The sequence below is a fragment of the Streptomyces sp. NPDC001222 genome (assembly GCF_042896945.1).
In the GTDB taxonomy this organism is placed as follows: domain Bacteria; phylum Actinomycetota; class Actinomycetes; order Streptomycetales; family Streptomycetaceae; genus Streptomyces; species Streptomyces gibsoniae.
On record NZ_JBIAXT010000004.1, the window covers coordinates 357,571 to 381,202 of the forward strand.

A 23,632-nucleotide genomic window follows, 5' to 3' on the forward strand; every position below is an offset into this window, starting at 1 on the left:
AGTCCGACACGAGGGAGGTGGGCGGGTGAAGACCCTGCTCATCGACAACTACGACTCCTACACGTACAACCTGTTCCAGCTGATCGCCGAGGTCAATGGCGAGGAGCCGGTGGTCGTGCTCAACGACGTCCCCGTCGAGGACCTGCCGGATCTGGCGGCGTTCGACAACGTGGTGGTGTCGCCCGGCCCCGGACACCCGGCCGAGCCACGGGACTTCGGCATCGGAGCGAGAGTGATCGCAAGGGCCGGCATACCCGTGCTCGGGGTGTGTCTCGGCCATCAGGGCATCGCGGTGGGGGAGCGGGGCAGTGTCACTCCGGCGCCGCGGCCCCGGCACGGCTATCTGTCCACGGTCCGGCACGACGGCCGCGACCTGTTCCAGGGCCTGCCGCAGAACTTCACCGCGGTCCGCTACCACTCGCTGTCCGTGGCCGAGCCGCTGCCCGAGACCCTGGAGGCCACCGCCTGGGCCGAGGACGGGGTCGTGATGGGCCTCCGACACCGCACCCGGCCGCTGTGGGGCGTGCAGTTCCACCCCGAGTCGGTGCTCACCGACTACGGCCACCGCATGCTTGTCAACTTCCGCAATCTGACCGCCGAGCGAGCCCGCAGGACCCGTACGAAGAACACCACGATCCCGCAGTCCGCGACCTCCGTCCCCCGCCCGCGCCGCACCGTCCGGCCCGCCCACCGGCTCCACTACCGCCGGCTCGCCACGGCCGTCGACGCCGAGGCGGCGTTCGCCCGGATGTGCGCCGACGCCCCCCGGGCCTTCTGGCTCGACAGCGCACGCGTCGAGCCCGGACTCGCCCGCTTCTCCTTCTTCGGGGACGGCACCGGCCCGCTCGCCGAGTTCGTGCGCTACGACGTCGACAGCGGCGTCTGCGAGATCGAGCGGCCCGGACGGCCGGTGCGCCGGGTCCGGGCGAGCGTCTTCGACTACCTCAAGCGGCAGTTGGCCACCCGTCATGTCGATGCCACCGGCCTCCCCTTCGACTTCACCGGCGGCTATGTCGGCTACTTCGGCTACGAGACCAAGGCCGACTGCGGCTCGCCCAACACGCACCGGGCCGAAACCCCCGACGCCTGCTGGCTGTTCGCGGACCGGCTGATCGCCGTGGACCACGAGGAGGGCGCCACCTACGCGGTGTGCGTCGCGGAGGACAACCCGGCAGCCACCCAGGAGGCCGCCGACTGGCTCGACAGTGCGACGGCCCGGCTCACGTTCGTCTCCTCCGGAGAGCCCCCTGCCGTCCCCGACCCCGTGGAGCCGGAGCCGGCCGCCGCCGCAGAGCCGTGGCTGGTGCGCGACCGTGCGGCCTATCTCGCCGACATCGACGCCTGCCGACGTGAGCTGGAGGCCGGCACCAGCTACGAGATCTGTCTGACCAACGCCGCGCGGCTGCCCGCACCCGAGGACGCCCAGGGCTTCTACCGGGTGCTGCGCCGCGTCGACCCGGCGCCGTACGGGGCCTTCCTCAGGTTCGGCGACCTCGACGTGGCGTGCTCCTCGCCCGAGCGCTTCCTGCGGATCACCCGGGACGGCAGCGCACAGGCCCGGCCCGTCAAGGGCACCGCGCCCCGGGGCACGAACCCGGCGGAGGACGCCCGGCTGCGGCACTCGCTGGCCGTGGACGACAAGACCCGCGCGGAGAACCTGATGATCGTCGACCTGCTCCGCAACGACCTGGGCCGGGTCTGCGCGACCGGCACGGTACGGGTCGCCCGGCTCATGGCGACCGAGACCTGTGCGGCCGTGCACCAGCTCGTCTCCATCGTCGAGGGCCGGCTGCGCGAGGACACGGACGCCGTGGACTGCGTACGCGCCTGCTTCCCCGGCGGCTCGGTCACCGGTGCGCCGAAGCTGCGGTCCATGGAGATCATCGGCGCGGTGGAGACCGAGGCCCGGGGCGTCTACACCGGGGCCCTCGGCTACTTCGGCTGCAGCGGCGCCGCCGACCTCGGTCTCGTCGTCCGCACCGCCGTACTGGCCGACGGCCTGATGGGTCTCGGCGCCGGCGGCGCGATCGTCCTCGACTCCGATCCGGCCGCCGAGTACGAGGAGATGCTGCTCAAGACCGCCGCCGTGATGCGCGCCCACCGCGAGCACACCTCCGCCCCGGCCACCGAGGAGGCGGCACGATGACCATGACCACCCCCCGGCCCGCCCTGCCGCCGGCCGAGGCGGAGGCCCCCGGCAATCTCGCGGCCCAGCTCGCCGCGCTCGCGGAACGCCGTGGGTGGAGCGGCCGGCCCGCCTTCCACCAGGGCCACCGCCGCTGGACCCATGGCGAGGTGCACGATCTCGCGGCCCGGGCGGCCACCGTGCTCGCCGAGCACGGGGTCGGCCCCGGGGACCGGGTGCTCCTGGCCCTCCCCGACTCCGTCGCCTGGGTCACCGCCTTCCTCGCCACCGCCCGCCTCGGGGCGGTCGCGGTCCTGGTCAATCCCGGGCTCACCCCGCCCGAACTGGAGTTCCTGGCCGAGGACAGCGAGCCCGTGCTGTGTGTGACCGGTCCCGGCCTCGGCGACCGGTTCCCGCGCCGCGCCCGCCTCGCCGCCGACCGGCTGGCCGCCCTCTGCGGGGCCGCCCTGCCCACCGCCACCGCGCACCAGGTCGACGCCCACGCCCCGCTCCTCGTCCAGTACACCTCCGGAACCACCGGCCGCCCCAAGGGCGTCGTGCACACCCACGGCGACCCGAAGGCGTATCACGACCTCATCGCCCGACGGCTGCTGCGCATCACCCCCGACGACGTCACGCTGTCGCTGTCGCATCTGTTCTCCGGCTACGGCTTCGGCAACGCCTTCGTCTTCCCGCTGTTCTCCGGCTCCTCCGCGGTCCTCCCCGGCCGGCGCCCGGAGCCCGCCGCCGTGGACGAACTGGTCGTGCGGCACCGGGTGACCCTGCTGTACGCGGTGCCCGGCCAGTACGCGGCCCTCGCCGCGGAGCGGGCGGACGGGCACGAGGCGTGCTTCGTGTCCGTACGGGCCGCCGTCTCGTCCGGCGAGGCGCTGCCCACCGGGCTGGCCCGCCGCGTCACCGGCCTGCTCGGCGCGCCCGTCCTGGAACAGCTCGGCTCCACCGAGACCGGACACGCCTTCTGCGCCAACAGCTTCGACCACAACCACCCGGGCACCGTCGGCCGTCCCGTACCCGGCTTCGAGGTCGAGGTGCGCGACCCGGCCGGAGAACCGGTGCCGGACGGCGGGGACGGGGAACTGTGGGTCCGCGGACCCACGGTGACGGCCAGGTACGTGAACCGGCCCGAGGAGAGCGGGCGCGCCCATGTCGGGGGCTGGCTGGCCACCCGGGACCGGGCGCGCCGTGAACCCGACGGCACCTTCACGCATCTGGGCCGCGTGGACGACATGGAGACGGTCGGAGGCGTCGCCGTCTCACCGCTGGAGGCCGAGGCACTGCTGCGGACGCATCCGGGGGTGCGGGAGGTGGCGGTGGTCGCCGTCACCGACCATGCCGGAGCGCACCGGCTGCGCGCCTTCGTCGTGCCGGTCACCCCGATCCCGGTGGGCCTGGAGGCCGACCTGGTCTGTCTGGCCCGGGAGAACCTCGCCGCCTTCATGGTCCCCTGGGGCGTCAGCTTCGTGCCGTCGCTGCCCCGTACCCCCTCCGGAAGGCTCCGCCGCCATCTGGTCCGACGGGGAGCGTGGTGACCTGCCCCCGTCGGCCCCGTCCCCGACGGCCCGTCAGCCGCCCGCCCGGTAGACCTCGTCGACGTTCGGGCGGGGCGCGGGGCGGTGCTGTGCGGCGGGGCCCAGCGCGAAGGCGCGCAGAAGGTTCTCCGTCGTACGGGTCACGAAGGCGCCGGTCCGGGTGTCCATGCCGTGGTCGTGGCCGCCGTCGGGGGTGCCGGCCAGCAGGGCCTCCACCCAGCGCATGGTGCCGGTCGCGAAGACGCCGGCGCCGCTTCGGACCGTGTAGTACGCCGAGTCGCTGTGGCTGCGGCGGCCGTCGCACACGAGCGGCGAGTGGGCCGTGATCTCGAGCGGCTCGGGGACGGGCGCGCCCGGGGTGACCCGGTCGTACTCGACGCCCACCAGGTGGTCGAAGCCGTCCCCGGGGCGCACGCCCGTTCCCTCGTACAGCCAGTGGTCCGCCGCCTGGACGACGTAGGGCGCGTCCGTCGGGTAGCCCTCGTAGAGCACGCCCGTGAGCGACGACTCGGGGTCGGGCGAGGGAGCGTGGCGGAAGTCCGTCGTCGCCAGGGCGGGGCGGGAGGTGTAGCAGGGGTCGGCGCGGACGTCGGTCTTGTAGCAGACCACCGTGCGCTCGGGCCGGGCATCGCCCTGTTCGAGGCGCACCCGGCGGAAGCAGGTGTTGGCGCCGAGGAAGACCACATTGGTGCCGGCGTCGCGGGCCTCGGTGACGTGCCGGCGCTGCTCGGGTGTCCAGTACTCGTCGTGCCCGAGGCTGACGACGGCGGCCGCGTCGCTCAGCACGGCCGGGTCGCGGTGCACGTCGGGGCCGGTGGTGTAGGCGAGGGGGATGCCGAGGCGTTCCGCCAGGACCACCGCCGCGCGCTCGTACACCAGGAACTTCTCCGCGCCGTCGCCGTCGTAGGGGCGGTCGAAGCTGACGGCCAGTGACCGGGTGGCGTACGCGCCGGACTGACCCCCGTAGAGGCTGTAGCCGCCCCACCGGTTGTACGCCTGCCAGGTGGCGGGGGCGTGCATCAGCACGGTCCGGCCCGCGCCCCGGACGGAGCGCAGGATCAGCGGGACATAGCGCTGGTGGCCGTTGTCCGCCTCCAGCCGCAGCAGGTACGCGCCCTCCGGCCAGTCCCCGGTGCCGAGCGTCAGAGTGCGCTGCCAGTCCGCGCGGACGGTCCGGGTGCCGGGCAGCAGCCGGGGGCCCGGCTGCGTGCGCCCCGGTATGCGTTCCGAGGCCCAGACGAGCCGGGCGCCGGCCCCGCCGTACCAGCCGACGCGGAAGGCGGAGACACGGAAGGACGACGCGGTCGTCGACACGTACAGACCGCACTCCTCGCCCGGGATCACGCTCACCCGATCGGCGTAACCGGCGACGGCGGGTGCGGGACCCGGCGAGCGGACCCGCCAGTCGGCGGTCCCCGGGCGGTCGCGTTCGGCCTCGGGCAGGCGGGAAGCGGTCCCCTGGGGGCGCCGGTGCGCGGCGGGGGCGGGGTCGCAGGCGGCGGCCGTCGCCGAGGTGAGCCCGAGGCAGGCGCACGCGCCGAGGAAGTGCCTGCGCCTGAGGCGGTCGGTGCCTTCGGGTTCCTGACTTCGGTGCTGGTGCTGGTGTTGTCCCTGTTCCGCCCTGTTCGGCTTCTCGGGGCCCACATCGCCTCCCGCACGGTTCGGCCGACGCCCCTCGCCCTCTTCCCGGCCAGGGTGGCACAGCACGGTGGGGGCCGCCCGCGCGGCGGATCCCGGGCGCTACGACGGGGCGGGCCGCAGCGCCTGCACCACCGCCCAGACGACGGAGATGAACGGGACGGCGACGACGGCCCCGATCACGCCCGCGACGATGCTGCCCCCGATGACGGACACGGCGACGACGAGCGGATGCAGACGGACGGCCCAGCTCATCACGAGGGGGTGCAGCACATGTCCCTCGATCTGGCCGATCACGACGATGAGCAGCAGCACGGCGGCCGCCGTGAGCGGGCCGCGGCCGGCCAGCGCGATCACCGTGGCGACGGCGAGCGCGACCGGCGAGCCGACCAGCGGCACGAAGGTGGCGAAGAACTCCAGCAGGGTGAGCGGCAGCGCGAGGGGCACCCGCAGCAGGAACAGGGCGGCGCCGACGAGCGCGGCGTTGGTGGCGGCGACGATGATGATGCCCCGGGTGTATCCGGCGAACGTGTGCCAGGCCGCGTGCCCCGCCCGGTCCCACGCCTCCCGCCCGGCGCGGGGCACCAGCCGGTCCCGCGTCCAGCGCCACAGCCGTTCGCCGGAGTGGAGGAAGAACACCGAGGAGAAGACCGCGAGCGCGCCTCCGGTGACCAGTTCGACGATCCGGCCGAGGCCGCTGACGGCGCTGTTCAGCAGCATGGCCCGGTGGGAGGACAGATAGGAGACGATCTGCTGCTGAAGATCGGAGAGCTTGCGCGGGCTGAGCCGGAACGGCGGGCGTTCCAGCCATCGTTCGATCTCCCGGATGCCGCCGCGGAACTCGTCGGCCAGCTTTGCCGACTCGCCCGCCACCGCGTCGCCCACCAGGGCGAGGACGGAGAAGAGGAGAAGGATGCTGCCGACCAGGCAGACGGCGACGGTCAGGGACCGGGGGAGCCGACGGCTCACCAGGTCGGTGACGGGCCGCAGCACCGAGGTGATGACGAGAGCCAGAAACAGGGCCACGGCGATGAGCTGGAAGCGCCCCAGGATGGAGAAGGCGCCGTAGACGACGATCCCGACGAGGATCAGACGCCAGGCGTAGGCGGCGGTGACGCGGAGCCAGCGGACCGGGCGCTCGGCCCTCGCCACGGAGGAGGTCGTGGCGCGCCGGGTGACGCGTACGGAGTGCGACGGCCGGCTGCCCAGCACGACGGCAGCCGCCCTGCGCCCTCGCCCCGGCCCTTGTGCCGGGCCGCCCGTATACGCCACCGCAGCTCCCGTGTCCCGGCCGTGGCGTCCCCACAGCACATGTGGTCATCTCATAGCACATTAGGTGCAAAGCGGTCGGCGGTCGGGTGCAACTCGCCCACCTGGTGGCGGTGACGGCCCCCGGGTGAAAGTCCCTGGCCAAGGTGTCACTTTGCGTCAGTGGCGCTCCTCGGTCGGGGCTCTCAGCCAGTATCGTGAGGGCCTAGGGGGCGCTGGCGGTCCGCACCTTGTCTGTGCGATGCGGTCGGAGGACGTGATGAGCGGCAAAGGGCCGGAGCGGTCGGAGCAGCACCTGCCCAAACTGCGGCTGGACGAGCTCCTGGACGAGCTGCAGGCCCGTATCGACGCGGCCCGTGGCACCCAGGACCGGGTCCACCGTCTCCTGGAGGCCGTACTCTCCGTCGGACGGGAACTGGACCTGCCGCAGGTGCTGCGCAGCATCGTCGAGGCGGCCGTGGTCCTCGTGGACGCCGAGTACGGCGCGCTCGGCGTGATCGGTGACGACCGCATGCTCTCCGAGTTCCACACCGTCGGCATCAGCGAGGGCCGGCGTGCGGAGATCGGGGCGCTGCCCAGCGGGCACGGCATCCTCGGCGAGCTGATCCGGCATCCGGAGCCGTTGCGTCTCGCCGAGCTCTCGGAGCACCCGGCCTCCTACGGTTTCCCCGCCCACCATCCCCCGATGCACTCCTTCCTCGGCGCTCCCATCCGGGTGCGCGACCGGGTCTTCGGAAACCTCTATCTGACCGAGAAGCGCGGCGCCGCGGAGTTCGACGCGGAGGACGAGGCGGTGCTGTCCACGCTTGCGGTGGCCGCCGGTGTCGCCGTCGAGAACGCCCGGCTGTTCGAGGAGACCCGGCTGCGTGAACGCTGGCTCAGGGCGAGTTCCCAGGTCACCAGCGCTCTGCTGTCGGGCGCCCCCGGCCCGGAGGTACTGGAGCTGATCGTCGAGCAGGCGCTGGGGATCGTCTCCGCCGAGGTGGGCATGATCGCCGAACGGGTGTCCGGGGAGACCGTGCTGCGGCCGCTGCTCGCGGTCGGTTCGCAGTCCGAGCGCCGGCGGGGCCTCGTGCTGTCAGGACAGGACGGGTTCGTGGACGCCGCGCTGAGCACGGCGGAGCCGGTGGTCAGCGCCGACATCCAGAAGGACGCCCGGATCGACCGGGACTCGGATCTGTGGGCCGGGCTCGGGCCCGTGCTCGGGGTGCCGCTGGTGGCCAGCGGCAAGTCCCTCGGGGTGCTGCTGCTCGGACGCACGGCGGGCGGTACGCCGTTCACGGACGCCGACGCCGGTCCGCTGCTCGGGTTCGCGGGACAGGCCGCGCTCGCGCTGGAGCTGGCCGAGCGCCGCCGGGACGCCGAACAGATCGCGCTGCTCCAGGACCGCGACCGGATCGCCCGCGACCTGCACGACCTGGCCATCCAACGGCTGTTCGCGGCCGGGATGACGCTCCAGAGCACCCAGCGCTTCGTCGACCACCCCGAGGCCGCCGAACGGCTGTCCCGGGCCGTCGACGACCTGGACGAGACCATCAAGATCATTCGGTCCACCATCTTCGGGCTGCGCACCCACGGCGGCCAGGCCAAGGAGCAGACCGGTCTGCGCGCCCGGGTGTCCACCACGGTGACGGCCTCGGCCACCTCCCTCGGCTTCACCCCCGCGCTGCGGATCGAGGGCCTCGTGGACACCGAGGTCCCCGACGACGCGGCCGACCATGTGATCGCCGTCCTCGGCGAGGCCCTGAGCAACGCGGCCCGGCACTCCGGGGCCCGCTCCGTTGACGTGCACCTGCAGCTCGCGGCGGGCGAGTTGACGCTCACGGTGGCCGACGACGGCTGCGGGGTGCCGCGGGACGCGGACCGCAGCGGGCTGCGGAACCTGGAGGAACGGGCCGCCGCCCTGGGCGGCACGCTCACGGTCGGCGAACGTCACGAGGGCGGCGGGACACGGCTCGTGTGGAGCGTCCCGGTACGGCCGCCGCGGGACTGACGGCCCGGCGGTCACCTCAGCCGGAATCTGCCGGGGGCCGCCGACTCACCGGGCGTGACCGTCCCCGGACTCCGGCGGCGCGAGCTGGGAGGCGAGGACCGCGGCCTGGACCCGCCGCTGCACCCCCAATTTGGCGAGCAGCCGGGAGATGTGGTTCTTGACCGTCTTCTCCGACAGGTACAGCTTCTTGCCGATCTCCCTGTTGGTGAGCCCGTCCCCGATCAGCGCGAGGATGTCCCGCTCGCGCGGCGACAGGCTTGCCAGTTCGGAGGCGACGGGCTGCTGCTCGGCGGGGTCGGAGCGCAGCGAGCGCATCAGCCGTGCCGTGGTCGCGGGGTCCAGCATGGACTGCCCGGAGGCGACGGTGCGCACCGCCGAGATCAGGTCCGAGCCCTTGATCTGCTTGAGCACATAGCCCGAGGCACCCGCCATGATCGCGTCGAGCAGCGCGTCCTCGTCGTCGAACGAGGTCAGCATCAGACAGGCCAGCTCCGGCATCCGGCTGCGCAGCTCACGGCACACGCTGATGCCGTCGCCGTCGGGCAGGCGTACGTCGAGGACGGCGACGTGCGGCCGCAGCGCCGGGGCGCGAGAGAGCGCGTGCTCCATGGTGTCGGCGTCCCCGACCACCGAGATGTCGGGTTCGGAGTCCAGCAGATCGGCCAGGCCGCGTCGGACCACCTCGTGATCGTCCAGCAGAAAGACCCGGATGGGGTCCTCCACGGTGAAGGTGGGCGCCTCAGCCATCGGAACCCTCTCGTTCTCGGTGCGGGGCGGGCTGCGGGACGCCCGCGATCACGATCTTCGCCCACGGTGACCGGAAGTACTAGGGCCGTTCGGCCCACTGCTCGCGGATCACCGTGACGCCTCGTGGCCGGTCCGCGGCGGCTGCTCCCGGTGGTCGGCGGGCACCGCGCGGAGCATGCTGGTCGTCGGGGGAGCACCCGTCACCACCTCGCGGTGGGCGCGCAACCCGGGACAACCTTCCTGGTGGGTGGAGAGCCCGGCGCCGTTCGGCGCGGGCCCGCGGTCCGGCCCCGGCCAGGGGCCGCCCGGCCCCCTGACAGGTCTGAGCGGCCCTGCGCACACCACGGCACCCGGACGAGGCTCGACGTGCGGGCACCACGGCCCGCACGCCGCACGCGCTGGAGGTGCGCACCATGGCTCAGCATGTCACCGCGGGAGTCGACGCATCTGCCGAGAGCCTCGCCGCCGCTCACTGGGCCGCGCGGGAGGCGCTGCGGCGCGGCGCCGGGCTCCGCCTGGTGCACGCCTGGTACCGGAAGCCGGAGTCCGGCACCGCCGTGCCCGTCGACACCGGACGGCTCCGCGCCGCCGAGCGTGCCCTGCGGCGGTCGATGGCCAGTGTGCGGGCCGCGCACCCGGGCCTGCGTGTGGAGGAGGCGCTGATGCCCGACTCGCCGGTGACGGTGCTGCTCGCGGCCGCCGAGGAGTCGGAGGTACTGGTGCTCGGCTCCCGGGGCCTCGGCCGGATCTCGGGCTTCGTGCTCGGTTCGGTGTCCCAGCGCGTCGTCGCCCGGTCACCGCGGCCGGTGGTGCTCGTCCGCGCCGGCGAGGCCTGCACCGACGAGCATCTGCCCGCCCTGGACGGCCTCTCGCCCGACGAGATACCGGAGACCCCCTACCGCGACGTCGTCCTCGGACTGGACACCGAGCACCCCTGTGACGAGCTGATCGGGTTCGCCTTCGAGTCGGCCCGCCACCGTGGCGCCGGGCTGCGCGTGATCCACGCCATCGATGCCGGGCCGGGCTGCGGCGCCTGCGGCCGGTCGGACCCGGCACGCCCCGGGGAGAACGCCGCCGAACGGGAGCACTTCGTGGTGGCGGCGCTGCGCCCCTGGTGCGAGAAGTTCCCCCGGGTCCGGGTCACCGAGACCGTCACGGAGGGGCGGCCCGCCGCCGAACTGGTGCACGCCTCGACGTGCGCCTCCCTCCTCGTCGTGGGGCGCCGCCGGCGGGACACCCGTCTCGGTCCACTCATCGGCGCGGTCACCCATGCGGTGCTGCACCACGCCGCCTGTCCGGTCGCCGTAGTCCCCTACACCTGAAGGAACTCGGGCACACCTGAAAGAGCCAGGGGGCCCGTACGCGGACAGCCCGGTGACCGATTCGGAAGCCGGCGCGGGGGTACCCGGCTCGGCCGGCCGCCTTCCCAGGGGCCGGTCGGCCCTTGGAGGGGACGTGCGGCCCCTGCACCGTACGGGCCCCGCAAGGCGACGCTGGGAGCGGATCCGGGAAGCCCCGGGATCCACGATTCAGGAGGTGGAGATCATGCCCCGCCCCGTCATCGCCGGCCTCGACGGTTCGTCCGAGAGCCGGGCCGCCGCCGAGTGGGCCGCCCGCGAGGCGGGACTGCGCGGCCTGCCGCTCACGCTGGTCCATGTCTGCGAGCCCGCGCCGGGTCCCCTGATGCAGGCCCCGCTGCTGGGTGCCGAGACGGATCAGCACTGGACCGAGAGGATCCCCCGGGAGGCCGCCGAGGGGCTGCGGCTGCGCCACCCCGGCGTCGCGGTGACCGCCGAGCATCTCGTGGGACGGCCCGTCGAGCAGTTGGTGCGGGCGGCCGAGGACGCCGAGCTGCTCGTCCTCGGGACGCGCGCGCTGAGCGGCATCGGCGGATTCCTGGTCGGCTCGGTGTCGCTCGCCGTCGTCGCCCACGCCGTACGGCCGGTGGTCCTGGTCCGTGCGCGGGAGCAGGCGGCCGACGAGCACGAGCGGGACCCCGTGGGGATCCCGTCCGCCGCCGCCCCGTTCCGCCCCGTGGTCCTCGGGCTCGACCTCCGCAGCCCGGACGCGTCGCTGCTCGGGTTCGCCTTCGAGGAGGCCGCCCGACGCGCCGCCGCACTGCACGTCGTACACGCCTGGGACATGCCGTTCACCTCCGTCGACGCACTGGCCGCCGGTGTCGACCTGTACGAGGAGTACGCGCAGGAGCGGTCCCTCGCCCTGAACGAGGTGCTGGGCGCGTGGCGGCAGAAGTATCCCGCGGTCGAGGTGGTAGGACGGTCCCGCATGGGCAGCGCCGCCGCCCTGCTGGCCGACGCCTCACGGGAGGCGTCGCTGGTCGTGGTGGGCCGACGCATCCGCCGAAACGCGCTCGGCACCCGTATCGGCTCCGTCACCCACGCCGTACTGCACCACTCCACCACCCCCGTCGCCGTCGTCGCCCACGACTGACCCGGCACCGGCCCCGCGCCGCCCTGTCCCCGCCGCCGAGCACCCTCTGACGACTTGTGGAGTCACCCATGCCCCAGGCCGACCAGCCGACCGGCACCCAACTCACCGACGACGAACTGCGCACCCTGGACGCCCACTGGCGGGCCGCGAACTACCTCGCCGCGGGCCAGATCTATCTGATGTCCAACCCGCTGCTGACCGAGCCCCTGCGGCCCGGGCACATCAAGCCGCGACTGCTCGGCCACTGGGGCACCTCGCCCGGGCTCAACCTCGTCTACACCCATCTCAACCGGGTCATCACGGCGCGCGGTCTCGACGCCCTGTGCGTCTGGGGGCCGGGGCACGGCGGTCCGTCCGTGCTCGCCAACTCCTGGCTGGAGGGCAGCTACAGCGAGACCTGTCCGGACGTGACCCGGGACGCGCAGGGGATGGCGAAGCTGTTCCGCCAGTTCTCCTTCCCCGGCGGCGTCCCCAGCCATGTCGCGCCCGAGGTGCCGGGCTCGATCCACGAGGGCGGCGAGCTGGGCTACTCGCTCGCCCACGCCTACGGCGCCGCCTTCGACCACCCGGAGCTGCTGGTGGCCTGTGTGATCGGCGACGGCGAGGCGGAGACCGGACCGCTGGCCGCCTCGTGGCACTCGAACAAGTTCCTCGACCCGGTGCACGACGGCGCGGTGCTGCCGATCCTGCATCTCAACGGATACAAGATCGCCAACCCGACGGTGCTGTCCCGGCTCCCGGAGCCCGAACTCGACGCGCTGCTGCGGGGATACGGCCACGAGCCGATCCATGTCGCCGGCGACGACCCCCACCAGGTCCACCGGGCCCTCGCCGCGGCCTTCGACGAGGCCCTGGACCGTATCGCCCTGATCCAGCGCACCGCCCGCGAGGAAGGGGTGCCCGATCGTCCGCACTGGCCGATGATCGTGCTGCGCACCCCCAAGGGCTGGACCGGACCGGCGGAAGTGGACGGCGTGCCGGTCGAGGGCACCTGGAGGGCCCACCAGGTGCCGCTCGCCGGAGTCCGCGAGAACCCCGAGCACCTCCGGCAGCTGGAGGCGTGGCTGAGGTCGTACCGGCCCGAGGAACTGTTCGACGCCGACGGCCGCCCGAGCGCCGACGTCCTGGCGTGTGTGCCCCCGGGACACCGTCGCCTGGGCGCCACCCCCTACGCCAACGGCGGGCTGCTCGTCCGCGATCTGCCGATCCCGGACCTGGACGGCTTCGCGGTGCCCGTCGACAAGCCGGGCGCCACCCTGCACGAGCCCACCCGGGTCCTCGGCGGGCTGCTCGAACAGATCATGAAGGACACCGCCGCCCGGCGGGACTTCCGGCTGGTCGGCCCCGACGAGACCGCCTCCAACCGGCTGGAGGCCGTCTTCGACGCCAGCGGCAAGGCCTGGCAGGCCCGGATTCTGCCGGTGGACGAACACCTGGACCGGCACGGCCGCGTGATGGAGATCCTCTCGGAACACCTCTGCCAGGGCTGGCTGGAGGGCTACCTCCTCACCGGACGGCACGGACTGTTCTCCTGCTACGAGGCCTTCGTGCACATCGTCGACTCCATGGTCAACCAGCACATCAAGTGGCTGAGGACATCCCGGCGGCTGACTTGGCGCGCCCCCGTCGCGTCCCTCAACTATCTGCTCACCTCCCATGTGTGGCGCCAGGACCACAACGGCTTCTCGCACCAGGACCCCGGCTTCGTCGACCACGTCCTCAACAAGAGCCCCGAGGTCGTCCGCGTCTATCTGCCGCCGGACGCCAACTCCCTTCTCTCAGTCGCGGACCACGTCCTGCGCAGCCGCGACTACGTCAATGTGATCGTGGCCGGCAAACAGCCCTGTTTCGACTGGCTCTCCATGGACCAGGCCCGTGTCCACTGCGCCCGCGGCGCCGGGATCTGGGAGTGGGCGGGCACCGAGAACGGCGGCGAGCCGGACGTGGTACTCGCCTGCGCGGGCGACGTGCCGACACAGGAGGTGCTGGCCGCCGCCCAGTTGCTGCGCCGCCATCTGCCCCAGCTGGCGGTGCGGGTGGTCAACGTGGTGGACATGACCCGGCTTCTGCCGCACGAGGAACACCCCCACGGCATGACGGACTTCGAGTACGACGGCCTCTTCACCGCCGACAAGCCGGTCATCTTCGCGTACCACGGCTATCCCTGGCTGATCCATCGGCTCGCCTACCGCCGCGACGGCCACCGCAATCTGCATGTGCGCGGGTACAAGGAAGCGGGGACCACGACCACCCCGTTCGACATGGTGGTCCGCAACGACCTCGACCGCTACCGATTGGTCATGGACGTCATCGACCGTGTCCCCGGGCTCGCGGTCCGCGCCGCCGGAGTACGCCAGCAGATGGCCGACGTCCGTACCCGTCACGAGGCCTGGATCCGCGAGCACGGCACCGATCTGCCCGAGGTCGCCGACTGGACCTGGGCGTCCTGACACCGAGGGCCCGAAGGACTGAGGGGAAGACGGCCGCCGGCGTCGGTGGCCTGCCGCCGCGCTCCACGCTCGAGGCCGAGCCGCCGGTGTCAGACCTTGAGGCTGAACGAGGTCGTCGTCCCCTCGTCCGTGGGCCGGACGCCCCAGCCGTCGGAGACCATCCGCACCAGCAGCAGGCCCGTCCGCACTCCTCGTCCCCGGCCGCCAGGCGCGGCTGGGGCAGATGGTGGCTGCGGTCGCTGATCTCCACGGTGAGGTCGGTGTCCGTCCGGCACACATGCACTCCGATCGGGCCCTGGCCGTGCTGCGCGGGACATGTCGCTCAGTGGCCCGACTGCGGCCGAACCTGTCCGTCGCCGCTGCGTCGGTGACCGCTCGATGACCGGTCCAGGACCGCGTCCGCCCGCCGTCACGGCAGCAGCGGGGGCACTCTGGGGCCGGAATCAGTCCGTCGCGCGGGTGATGCCCGGGCCGGGGGTGAGGGAGATGTCCTCCGGCACGCCGGAGCACAGGTCGAAGACGCCGGCCAGCCGGGCGCGGCGCAGGACCTGAGAGACACAGGTGCCGTCGACGAGGAGTCGCAGCCGGCCGCCCCGTGCGACGACACGGTTGCGCACGCGGCACAGCAGGCCCAGCCCGGCACAGTCGACGAAGGACACCGCGCGCAGATCCAGCACCAGATCCGGTCGCTCCCCGGCGGTCAGCGCGTCCAGCCGGGGACAAACGGCCCGCACCGCGAGAATGTCGATCTCGCCGCGCAGCCGTACGACGGCCGTCCCGCGCCCTGTGTGTCCAGGTTCCCCCGACGACCACCCGGACTGCACTGCGAACATGCTGAGAGCCAAGCGGAACAGGCCCGCCCCCGGTAGGGCCGTTCGGCCCCCTTCGGCCAGGGCCGAACGGGGAAGGTGCCGTCTTCGGCGGGGGGTGACGCCCGGAGGCCCGCGGGATCGGGGCCGACCGGCCCAAGCGTTTCCTGAGAGAATCGGACAAGCTGGATAGGAAGGGCAGTAGTCGCATCCTGCCGGATGTCCCGGCCCCACGGCTTCCACGCGTCCCCCGACCGCAGCCGGCCCGGGGACAGGAGGGAGGATCGCCATGAAGGGCTTCGTCTTCCACGGCACCGGCCAGGCCGCCTGGGAAGAGGTCCCGGACCCCGCGATCAAGGACCCCACCGACGCGATCGTGCGCGTCGACACCGTCACCATCTGCGGGACGGACCTGCACATCCTCAAGGGCGACGTGCCCGAGACCCGTCCCGGCACCGTGCTGGGCCACGAGGCGGTCGGCGAGGTCGTCGAGACCGCCAACGACGTGCACACCGTGGGGCCCGGCGACCGCGTCCTGGTCTCCTGCATCACCGCCTGCGGCCGGTGCGGCTACTGCTGGGAGAGGACGTACGGCCAGTGCCGCGGCGGTGGGGGCTGGATCCTCGGCCGGCTGATCGACGGCGCCCAGGCCGAGTACGTCCGCGTCCCCTACGCCGACCTGTCCCTCCATGCGCTGCCCGGCACCGTGGACAGCAAGGACGCGGTCCTGCTCGCGGACATCTTCCCCACGGCCTACGAGGTGGGGGTGCTCAACGGACACGTACGCCCCGGGGACACCGTCGTCGTCGTGGGAACCGGGCCCATCGGGCTCGCGGCGATCGCCACGGCCCGGCTGTTCGCCCCCGAACGCATCGTCGCCGTGGACCGGGCCCCGACCCGGCTGGACGCCGCGAAACAGCTGGGTGCGGACGCACTGTCCGACGCCGGCCAGGCCCCCGAGCAGCTGATCGCGGACCTCACCGACGGGCTGGGCGCCGACGTCGTCATCGAGGCGGTAGGCGCGCCGGAGAGCTTCGAGCTGTGCACCCGCATCGTGCGCCCCGGCGGACACGTGGCCAACATCGGCGTCCACGGCAAGCCCGTGACCCTGCACCTCGAGGAACTCTGGAGCAAGGACATCACTCTCACCACCGGACTGGTCGACACCTACTCCACCCCCACGCTGCTGCGGATGGCGGCCGCCGGCCGGCTGCCCACCTCCTCTCTGGTCACGCACACCTTCCCGCTGGATCAGATGGAGGAGGCCTACGACGTCTTCAGCCGGGGCGCCGACACCGGCGCACTCAAGGTGGTACTGGGCGGGGAGCAGCACGAGGTCGTCGCCGTCCGGGCGGCGTGAGGAGAAGGAGTGACGGGCCATGGCCGTACAGGGATCGTCGAACACGACGGAAGGCCATCCCGCGGGCGCTCTAGGGCGCAGGCTCGCTCTGCGGCGAGAGGAACTCGGTCTGTCCCGGTGCCAGGCGGCCGCCCGGGCGGGGATGGCCTCCAGCTATCTGCAGTATCTGGAGGAGCAGCCCACCGCCGCGCCGGGCGTGAGCACCCTGCTCCGGCTGGCCGGAGCGCTCGAGACCACGGTGCTCGAACTGACCGGCGGCGACGTCGAGCTGCCCCCCGGCCTGGGGCAGGCCGGGGGGCATCCGAAGTTCTCCGAGATAACCGTCCAGGAGTGCCGTGACCTGCTCTCGTCGCACGGTGTGGGACGCCTGGCGGTGCCCACCGTCTCGGGACCGGAGATCGTCCCCGTGAACTACGGCGTCATGGACGGCGCCGTCGTCTTCAGAACCGCCCCGGGCTCCGTGCCGTCCCAGGCGTCCGGCACCCAGGTGGCCTTCGAGGTCGACCGCATCGACGCCGCGTTCAGCCAGGGCTGGAGCGTCCTGGTGCGCGGGCACGCCAGCACGGTCACGGATCCCGACTCCGTACAACGGCTGGAGGAGCAGGCGTACAGCGAGCCGTGGGCGGGCGGGGAACGGGACCTGTGGATCCGGATCGAGCCACTCAGCATCACCGGGCGGCGCATCACCGTATGACCCGGGCACGGCTCGCCACCCCGTCCCCGTCTCGACACCACCGGAGGACACCATGCACGGCACCCCGCGCCTCGTGGGCGACGTCATGACCCGCAAGGTTGTCGCACTGGGCCGCACGGCGACGTTCAAGGACATCGTCAGGGCCATGCGGCAGTGGAACGTCAGCGCCCTGCCCGTGGTGGAGGAGGAGAACAGGGTCGTCGGCGTCGTCTCCGAGGCGGACCTGCTGCGCAAGGAGGAGTACCGCGACAGCGACCAGGACCGGCAGTCCCGCCTGGAGCGGCTGTCGGAGCTGGTCAAGGCCGGTGCGGTGACCGCCGAGGAGCTGATGACCGCCCCGGCGGTGGCCGTCTCCGCCAACGCGACCCTCGGCCAGGCCGCCCGGACCATGGCCCGGTCCGGGGTCAAACGGCTCCCCGTCGTCAGCGACGACGGCGCGTTGCTCGGCATCGTCAGCCGCTCCGACCTGCTGAAGGTGTTCCTGCGGGAGGACGCGGACATCGCCGAGGAGGTCCGCGACGAGATCGTCGCCCATCTGTTCCCGGCCCCGCCGGAGCCGGTCCGGGTGGAGGTGCGCGACGGGGTCGTGAGGCTGACCGGGCGGGTCCCGGACACCTCGCTCGTCCCGGTGGTGACGCGCCTGGTGCGCGGCGTCGAGGGCGTGGTGGACGTGGACTGCGCGCTCGCGGGTCCGCCCCGCCGTCCGGACCTCGATCCCGACCTGCCCGCGGACGACCCCGCGGACGGCGTCGTGCACGGGGCCCGGAGCGCCGGAAGCATCCCGTGATGACACCGGCCCGCGCCGTCCCGGCGGCGCCTCATGACCCCGCCTCACACCCGGGGCGGTTGCACGGCACGAGGAGGGCGATCCCACGGCACACGGCGAGACAGCGGTCCTACGGCGCGCGCGAGAAGGTGACGGCCGATGGCAGCGACAGGGCGTATCAGGGGGACGAGATGGCCGGGCGCCTGGCGGTGGCGGCGCAATCCGCTGCGGCGCCGCAGCGACCGGCTGGAGGCGTGGCTGGTCCTCGGCATCTGGACGTTCGTGCTCCTGGCCGGCGTGCTCGGGGGCCGGGCGGTCGCGGGAGTCGTGGACCAGGCGCTCGCCGCGCACCGCGCCCGGTCCCACGCGGCCCGTGCCGTGCTGACCGAGGACGTGGGCCGGACGCCGGGGACGCTGTCCGGATACGGCGACGGCGGTATGTGGGCGCAGGTGAGCTGGACCGCCGCCGGTTCGCCGCACACGGGGCTGGCCAGGGTCCAGTCGGGTACCAAGGCGGGGACCGCGGTCACCGTGTGGACGGACCGGTCGGGCGCGCTGGTCTCCAGGCCCGCCACCGCGGATCAGGCGCGGACGCAGGCCCAGGTCGTGGGAACGCTGGCCGGGATGGCCGCCGCGGCCGGGGTACTGGTCTGCGGACGGCTGCTGCGCGGGCGCCTGGACCGCCGGCGCATGGAGGCATGGGACCGGGAATGGGAGTGGGTCGGCCCGCAGTGGCGCAGGACGGCCGGCTGACCCGCCCCGGCGGCCGACGCGGAGCGTGTCACTCCCGGTCGGTGCCGGACAGATGGCTGTCCACGTCGACCACGCCCTCGACCGCATGGGCCAGCCGCAGCGCCACCGGGATCAGGGCGGTGTCCCCGACCTTCCCGGTGAGGGTCACGACACCCTCGGTCACCATGACGTGGACGGGCTCGACAGGGGCAGGGAACAGGACGTCGACGATGTCGCGCCGCACCTCGCCGGCGATGTCGTCGTCCGGCCGCAGAAACACCTTGAGCAGATCCGCCCGGCTGACCACGCCTTCGAGCATGCCCTCGTCGTTGACCACGGGAAGCCGTTTGACCCGGCGCTGGGCCATGATCCGGGCGGCCTGGGCGAGACTGCTCCCGGGATGGACCGTGATCGCCGGCGAGGACATCAGCTCGCCCGCGGTCATCGCCTCCGCCCCGGCCGCCTCGGGCAGCCGGCGCGCCTCGGCGTACCGGTCCGGGTCGCTCTCCCGCACCGCCTCCTTGGGCAGCAGATCGGCCTCGGAGACGACACCGACGACACGGCCCTCCCCCTCCAGGACGGGCAGCGCGCTGACCTTCCACCGGTCCATGAGGCCGACGACGTCCTTGAAGGGGGCGTCACGGCCGACGGCGACGACAGCGCGGGTCATCACGTCCTCCACCCGGCGCGGGCTGTCCGTCACGGCCTCCTCCTCAGCGCTCCCCGCTGCCGTACGGGGCGTACAGATCGAGCAACCGGGTGCGGGCCGCGTGCAGCCGATGGGCCAGGACGCGGCCCACCCAGACGGCGATGGCACGGCCGAACTCGGGGTCCGCGTCGCACATCGCCCGCACGGTCGTCGCGTCGAACTCGTAGGCCCGCACCGGAGTCATCGCCTCGGCACCCAGCTGCCACACATGCGGGGTGAAGTGCCAGGACCAGCCGACCAGTTCGCCATGGCCGAGCGACTCGATGACCGGGGCCCGGCGACCGGGCACATGAAGGTCCAGCGCCACCGTGCCGGTCCGGACGATCCAGAACCGGTCGGCGTGCCGGCCCTCCTCGAACAGACGGGTTCCCTCCGGGAAGGAGACGTGGCGGGCGATCTGCATCAGCCGTTCGCGGTGCTCGACCGGGAGGGCCGCGGTCATGGTGGTGGCAGAGGTCATCGCTCCCTGTCCTTTCGTTACGGTCGCCGGGGGCCGGTCAGCGAGTCCTTCGCGTGGCGCAGCGGCTTCCTCCCGCGCTCTGCGGCAGACCGTGTCATTCCTGTGTTCAGCGTGGCCGCGCGCGGCGTACCGCGCCACGGGCCGCCCGGTCCCGGGAGGGGGTCGGTCGGCCCCGTCCCGGGACCGGACGACTCACGAGGGCGTCTCCCGCGCGATCCGGACGGGGGCGTGTGCTCCTCGCGGGGCGCGCGTCCACGCTCGTCGCCCGGCCTGCCCACGGCCGTCCGGGCCGCCCGGCGGCTCCACCGGTCCGCCATGACGAGGCGGGAAGGACCCCATCCGCTTCTCGCGGATCCTGATTGCGCGGTGCGCGGAGGCAAGCCGCTGCTCCGCGTCTTTCCCGGGTCCTTCCCGTCCCCTTCAGGACACCACGCGAGCGGCGGAACCGCCAGGTCTGGGTGGCGGGGCCGTGCGTCCCCGAAGTAGGCCGCGCGCGCCCTGATGCCGAATCGGTCCATGGTGCGATGGTGAAAGGAGACGCTTGGCGCTGCGCGCCGCCGCAGCCCGGCGGAAGGCGGTGGAAAGGATGGAACTGCCCCTGGTCGTGGGCGTCGACGGATCGGAGCCCAGTCTCACCGCGGTCGACTGGGCCGCGGACGAGGCGGCCCGGCACGGACTGCCGCTGCGGCTGGTGTACGCCTCCCTGTGGGAACGCTACGAAGGCGGGGCACCGTCGTGCGATCCCGAGCACCGGTCCGAGGAAGCGAGGCTGGGCGACGTGGTCGCGTCGGCGGCCGAGCGTGCCCGTCGACGCGATCCCGCGGTGAGGGTCTGCACGGAAGTCCTGCCCGAGGACGCGGTGTCCGCGTTGCTGCGCGAGGGCCAGAGCGCCGCCGTCCTGGTCACCGGATCCCGGGGCCGCGGCGAACTGAAGGGGCTGCTCCTCGGCTCGGTCAGTCTGTCCGTGGCCGCGCGGGCGTACTGTCCCGTGATCGTCGTCCGCGGCGACCGGGCCGGGCTGGCCGGTACGCACGAGCGCATCCTGCTCGGGGTCGGGGACCCCGCCTCGACGACCGAGGCGGTGCGGTTCGCCTTCTGCGAGGCCGAGGCACGCGACTGCGTTCTCGACGTGGTACGGGCCTGGCGGCGCCCGGCATACGAGCCCACCGACCACTGCTCCCCCGCCGGCATCCCGGTACGCCTGCACGAGCAGCGGGCCTCCCTGCTGCTCGACGCACTGCTGCGCGGCCCGGCGGCCGAACACCCGGGTATCCGGGTGCGGCCCGCCACGGCCGAGGGTCCGGCCCGCGCGGTGCTGCTGAAGCGCTCGGCGGCAGCAGATCTCGTGATCATCGGCGCGCGGCGCAGGAAGGGCCACCTCGGCCTCCAGCTCGGCCGCGTGGGTCACACGCTGCTGCACCACGCGGACTGCCCGGTCGCGATCGTGCCGCAGCACGAGTGACCCCACCGGCCTGGGAGGAGTGCCGCAGTGACGGGCTGGACCTGGCAGTACGAGGGCTACGACCCCTGGGACGAGCGGCTGAGGGAGTCCCTGTGCACGCTGGGCAACGGCTGCTTCGCCACCCGAGGGGCGCTCCCTGAGTGCTCCGCGGACCAGGTGCACTACCCGGGCACGTATGCGGCGGGCTGCTACAACCGGCTCACCACGCGCTGGGTGGGGCACCGGGTCGAGAACGAGGACATGGTCAACCTGCCCAACTGGCTGCCGCTGCGCTTCCGCCTCGCCGGACAGCGGTGGCTCACCCCGGACACGGGGACCGTGCTCGACCACCGCCAGATCCTGCTTCTGTCCGTCGGTCTGCTGGAGCGCCGCACCCGCTACGCGCTCGGCGGGCACCGTACGCTGTCGGTGCGCCAGCAGCGGCTGGTGCATATGGCCGACCCCCATCTCGCGGCCCTGCGCACCGAGTTCACGGTCGAGGGCGGTGCCGTCGCACTGGAGGTGGAGGCCGCGCTCGACGGCGGCGTCACCAACGCGGGCGTGGCGCGCTACCGTGACCTGGACGGCCGGCATCTCACCCATGTCCACACCGGGACCCACGCCCCGGACACGGTCTGGCTGCGCTGCCGCACCCGTACCTCCGACATCCGCATCGGCCTGGCGGCCCGGCTGACCGCGGGCGTCCCCGCCACCACCCGCCACACCTTCCCCCGCGCCGTCCAGCGCGTACTGCTCGACCTGGCGCCGGGCCGGACCGTGACCGTGGACAAGACGGTGGCCCTGCACACCTCCCGCGACCCCGCGATCACCGACCCGCTGGGCACCGCGATCGACCGGGTGGGCGCGGCACCGGGCTTCGCCGCCCTGCTCGAAGGGCACCGCACCGCCTGGCGGCGGCTCTGGCGCCGGGCCGCGCTCCACGTGCCCGGGGAGGCGGGCCACGTACTGCGGCTGCACCTCTTCCACGTCCTGCAGACGCTCTCGCCGCACACCGCCGACCTCGACGTGGGCGTGCCGGCCCGGGGCCTGCACGGGGAGGCGTACCGCGGGCACGTCTTCTGGGACGAGCTGTTCGTCCTGCCGTATCTCAACCTGCACCTCCCCGAGGTGTCCCGGGGCCTGCTGCACTACCGCCACCGGCGGCTCGACCGCGCCCGCGCGGCGGCGCGCGCGAACGGCCGGCGGGGGGCCCAGTACCCGTGGCAGAGCGGCAGCGACGGGCGCGAGGAGACCCAGGAACTGCACCTCAACCCGCTCTCCGGACGCTGGCTGCCCGACCACAGCCGGCTCCAGCGGCATGTCGGCTCGGCGGTCGCGTACAACGTGTGGCAGTACTGCGAGGCCAGCGGCGACGTCGAGTTCCTGCACACCAAAGGGGCCGAGATGCTGCTGGAGATCGCCCGCTTCTGGGCGGACTCGGCCACACACGACGAACGCCTCGGCCGGCACCGCATCCGCGGTGTGGTCGGCCCCGACGAGTACCACGACGCCTACCCCGGCGCCCGGGAGCCCGGCCTCGACGACAACGCGTACACCAATGTCACCGCCGCCTGGGTACTGGAACGCGCCCTGGAGGTGCTGGGTGTCCTGCCCGAACCCCGGCGGCGCGAACTGGTCGAGCGCACCGGCCTGGACCACGGCGAACTCGACCGCTGGGAGGACGTCTCCCGCACCCTGCATCTGCCGTTCCACGACGGCGTGATCAGCCAGTTCGACGGCTACGGCGAACTCGCCGAACTCGACTGGGACGGCTATCGCAAGCGCTACGGAGACATCCGGCGCCTCGACCGGATCCTGGAGACGGAGGGCGACACCGTCAACCGCTACCGGGCGTCCAAACAGGCCGACGTGCTGATGCTCGGCTATCTCTTCTCCCCGTCCGAACTACGGCGCCTCTTCGGCCGTCTCGGCCACCGGCTGGACGAGGACCTCTGGCGCCGCACGGTCGACTACTACCTCTCCCGGACCAGCCACGGTTCGACGCTCAGCGGCCTGGTGCACGGATGGGTGCTGGCCCGGGCCCGGCGCGACGGCGCGTGGGCCTTCTGCCAGGAGGCCCTGCGGGGCGACATCGCCGATATCCAGGGCGGGACCACGGGCGAGGGCATCCACCTGGGCGCCATGGCGGGCACCCTCGACCTCGTCCAGCGCGGACTGACCGGCCTGGAGACCCGTGGGGGCGCGCTTCTGCTCGACCCCGCGCCGCTGCCGGAGCTGTCGTCGTACGAGTTCGCCGTGCGCTATCGAGGGCACTGGGGCGTACGACTACGGCTGGAGCGGGGGCGGCTGGAGATCACCGTGCCTCCGTCCGACCGCGACCCCATCGCCGTCCGTCTGCCGCACCGCGAGGTCCGCGTGGAGCCGGGGGAGACCTGCGAACTGCTGCTTCCGGACTGACGACGCCCGCCCCGGATGTG

18 protein-coding genes are annotated in these 23,632 nt (G+C 73.2%); 12 read left to right on the plus strand and 6 right to left on the minus strand.

Annotation, left to right across the window (positions count from 1 at the left end):
- Positions 1 to 25 precede the first annotated feature (25 nt).
- Complete coding sequence (locus ACFY2Z_RS09055; RefSeq protein WP_390743504.1) at positions 26 to 2,146, plus strand: chorismate-binding protein; 2,121 nt, start codon at positions 26 to 28, stop codon at positions 2,144 to 2,146.
- Between the two features lie 2 nt (positions 2,147 to 2,148).
- Positions 2,149 to 3,675, plus strand: coding sequence for an AMP-binding protein (locus ACFY2Z_RS09060; protein ID WP_390743540.1), 1,527 nt, complete (start codon positions 2,149 to 2,151; stop codon positions 3,673 to 3,675).
- A 33-nt stretch (positions 3,676 to 3,708) separates the two neighbouring features.
- Here the strand turns inward: ACFY2Z_RS09060 and ACFY2Z_RS09065 are convergent, their stop codons facing one another.
- Together ACFY2Z_RS09065 and ACFY2Z_RS09070 are read right to left on the minus strand one after the other, a co-directional pair.
- Positions 3,709 to 5,319, minus strand: a complete 1,611-nt coding sequence (locus tag ACFY2Z_RS09065; RefSeq protein WP_390743505.1) for a N,N-dimethylformamidase beta subunit family domain-containing protein — start codon at positions 5,317 to 5,319, stop codon at positions 3,709 to 3,711.
- Positions 5,320 to 5,415: 96 nt separating this feature from the next.
- Positions 5,416 to 6,525: an AI-2E family transporter gene (locus ACFY2Z_RS09070; RefSeq protein WP_390743506.1), complete on the minus strand. Its 1,110-nt coding sequence runs from the start codon at positions 6,523 to 6,525 to the stop codon at positions 5,416 to 5,418.
- Positions 6,526 to 6,841: 316 nt separating this feature from the next.
- Between ACFY2Z_RS09070 and ACFY2Z_RS09075 the strand changes: the two genes are divergently transcribed.
- Positions 6,842 to 8,575, plus strand: coding sequence for a GAF domain-containing protein (locus ACFY2Z_RS09075; RefSeq protein ID WP_390743507.1), 1,734 nt, complete (start codon positions 6,842 to 6,844; stop codon positions 8,573 to 8,575).
- A gap of 45 nt (positions 8,576 to 8,620) precedes the next feature.
- Here the strand turns inward: ACFY2Z_RS09075 and ACFY2Z_RS09080 are convergent, their stop codons facing one another.
- On the minus strand, positions 8,621 to 9,322 hold the full coding sequence (locus tag ACFY2Z_RS09080; RefSeq protein WP_390743508.1) for a response regulator: 702 nt from the start codon (positions 9,320 to 9,322) through the stop codon (positions 8,621 to 8,623).
- Positions 9,323 to 9,735: 413 nt separating this feature from the next.
- Here ACFY2Z_RS09080 and ACFY2Z_RS09085 point away from each other — a divergent pair, with 413 nt between their 5' ends.
- The 3 genes from ACFY2Z_RS09085 (at position 9,736) to ACFY2Z_RS09095 (ending at position 14,223) form a co-directional block, all read left to right on the plus strand.
- Positions 9,736 to 10,644, plus strand: coding sequence for a universal stress protein (locus tag ACFY2Z_RS09085; protein WP_390743509.1), 909 nt, complete (start codon positions 9,736 to 9,738; stop codon positions 10,642 to 10,644).
- A gap of 223 nt (positions 10,645 to 10,867) precedes the next feature.
- Positions 10,868 to 11,773, plus strand: a complete 906-nt coding sequence (locus ACFY2Z_RS09090) for a universal stress protein (RefSeq protein ID WP_390743510.1) — start codon at positions 10,868 to 10,870, stop codon at positions 11,771 to 11,773.
- A gap of 68 nt (positions 11,774 to 11,841) precedes the next feature.
- The gene (locus ACFY2Z_RS09095) at positions 11,842 to 14,223 is read left to right on the plus strand and encodes a phosphoketolase (RefSeq protein ID WP_390743511.1); all 2,382 of its coding nucleotides are present in this window, start codon (positions 11,842 to 11,844) and stop codon (positions 14,221 to 14,223) included.
- A 443-nt stretch (positions 14,224 to 14,666) separates the two neighbouring features.
- Here the strand turns inward: ACFY2Z_RS09095 and ACFY2Z_RS09100 are convergent, their stop codons facing one another.
- Positions 14,667 to 15,056 carry an STAS domain-containing protein gene (locus tag ACFY2Z_RS09100; protein ID WP_390743512.1) on the minus strand — a complete coding sequence of 130 codons (390 nt, stop codon included), beginning with the start codon at positions 15,054 to 15,056 and terminating at the stop codon, positions 14,667 to 14,669.
- Positions 15,057 to 15,321: 265 nt separating this feature from the next.
- Here ACFY2Z_RS09100 and ACFY2Z_RS09105 point away from each other — a divergent pair, with 265 nt between their 5' ends.
- The 4 genes from ACFY2Z_RS09105 (at position 15,322) to ACFY2Z_RS09120 (ending at position 18,605) form a co-directional block, all read left to right on the plus strand.
- Positions 15,322 to 16,392 carry a zinc-dependent alcohol dehydrogenase family protein gene (locus ACFY2Z_RS09105; protein WP_390743513.1) on the plus strand — a complete coding sequence of 357 codons (1,071 nt, stop codon included), beginning with the start codon at positions 15,322 to 15,324 and terminating at the stop codon, positions 16,390 to 16,392.
- A 19-nt stretch (positions 16,393 to 16,411) separates the two neighbouring features.
- Positions 16,412 to 17,086 (plus strand): helix-turn-helix domain-containing protein, encoded by a 675-nt coding sequence (locus ACFY2Z_RS09110; protein ID WP_390743514.1) that lies wholly within the window; start codon positions 16,412 to 16,414, stop codon positions 17,084 to 17,086.
- A gap of 52 nt (positions 17,087 to 17,138) precedes the next feature.
- A complete protein-coding gene (locus tag ACFY2Z_RS09115; protein ID WP_390743515.1) occupies positions 17,139 to 17,873 on the plus strand; it encodes a CBS domain-containing protein in 735 nt (244 codons plus the stop codon).
- Between the two features lie 138 nt (positions 17,874 to 18,011).
- Positions 18,012 to 18,605 carry a hypothetical protein gene (locus tag ACFY2Z_RS09120; protein ID WP_390743516.1) on the plus strand — a complete coding sequence of 198 codons (594 nt, stop codon included), beginning with the start codon at positions 18,012 to 18,014 and terminating at the stop codon, positions 18,603 to 18,605.
- A gap of 28 nt (positions 18,606 to 18,633) precedes the next feature.
- Here the strand turns inward: ACFY2Z_RS09120 and ACFY2Z_RS09125 are convergent, their stop codons facing one another.
- Together ACFY2Z_RS09125 and ACFY2Z_RS09130 are read right to left on the minus strand one after the other, a co-directional pair.
- A complete protein-coding gene (locus ACFY2Z_RS09125) occupies positions 18,634 to 19,287 on the minus strand; it encodes a CBS domain-containing protein (protein WP_390743517.1) in 654 nt (217 codons plus the stop codon).
- 10 nt (positions 19,288 to 19,297) lie between these two features.
- A complete protein-coding gene (locus tag ACFY2Z_RS09130; protein ID WP_311697727.1) occupies positions 19,298 to 19,753 on the minus strand; it encodes a cyclic nucleotide-binding domain-containing protein in 456 nt (151 codons plus the stop codon).
- Positions 19,754 to 20,339: 586 nt separating this feature from the next.
- Between ACFY2Z_RS09130 and ACFY2Z_RS09135 the strand changes: the two genes are divergently transcribed.
- Both ACFY2Z_RS09135 and ACFY2Z_RS09140 read left to right on the plus strand, forming a co-directional pair.
- Positions 20,340 to 21,215, plus strand: a complete 876-nt coding sequence (locus ACFY2Z_RS09135) for a universal stress protein (protein ID WP_390743541.1) — start codon at positions 20,340 to 20,342, stop codon at positions 21,213 to 21,215.
- 27 nt (positions 21,216 to 21,242) lie between these two features.
- Entirely contained in the window at positions 21,243 to 23,612 is a 2,370-nt protein-coding gene (locus tag ACFY2Z_RS09140; RefSeq protein WP_390743518.1) for a glycoside hydrolase family 65 protein, read from the plus strand.
- The last annotated feature ends 20 nt before the right edge of the window (positions 23,613 to 23,632 follow it).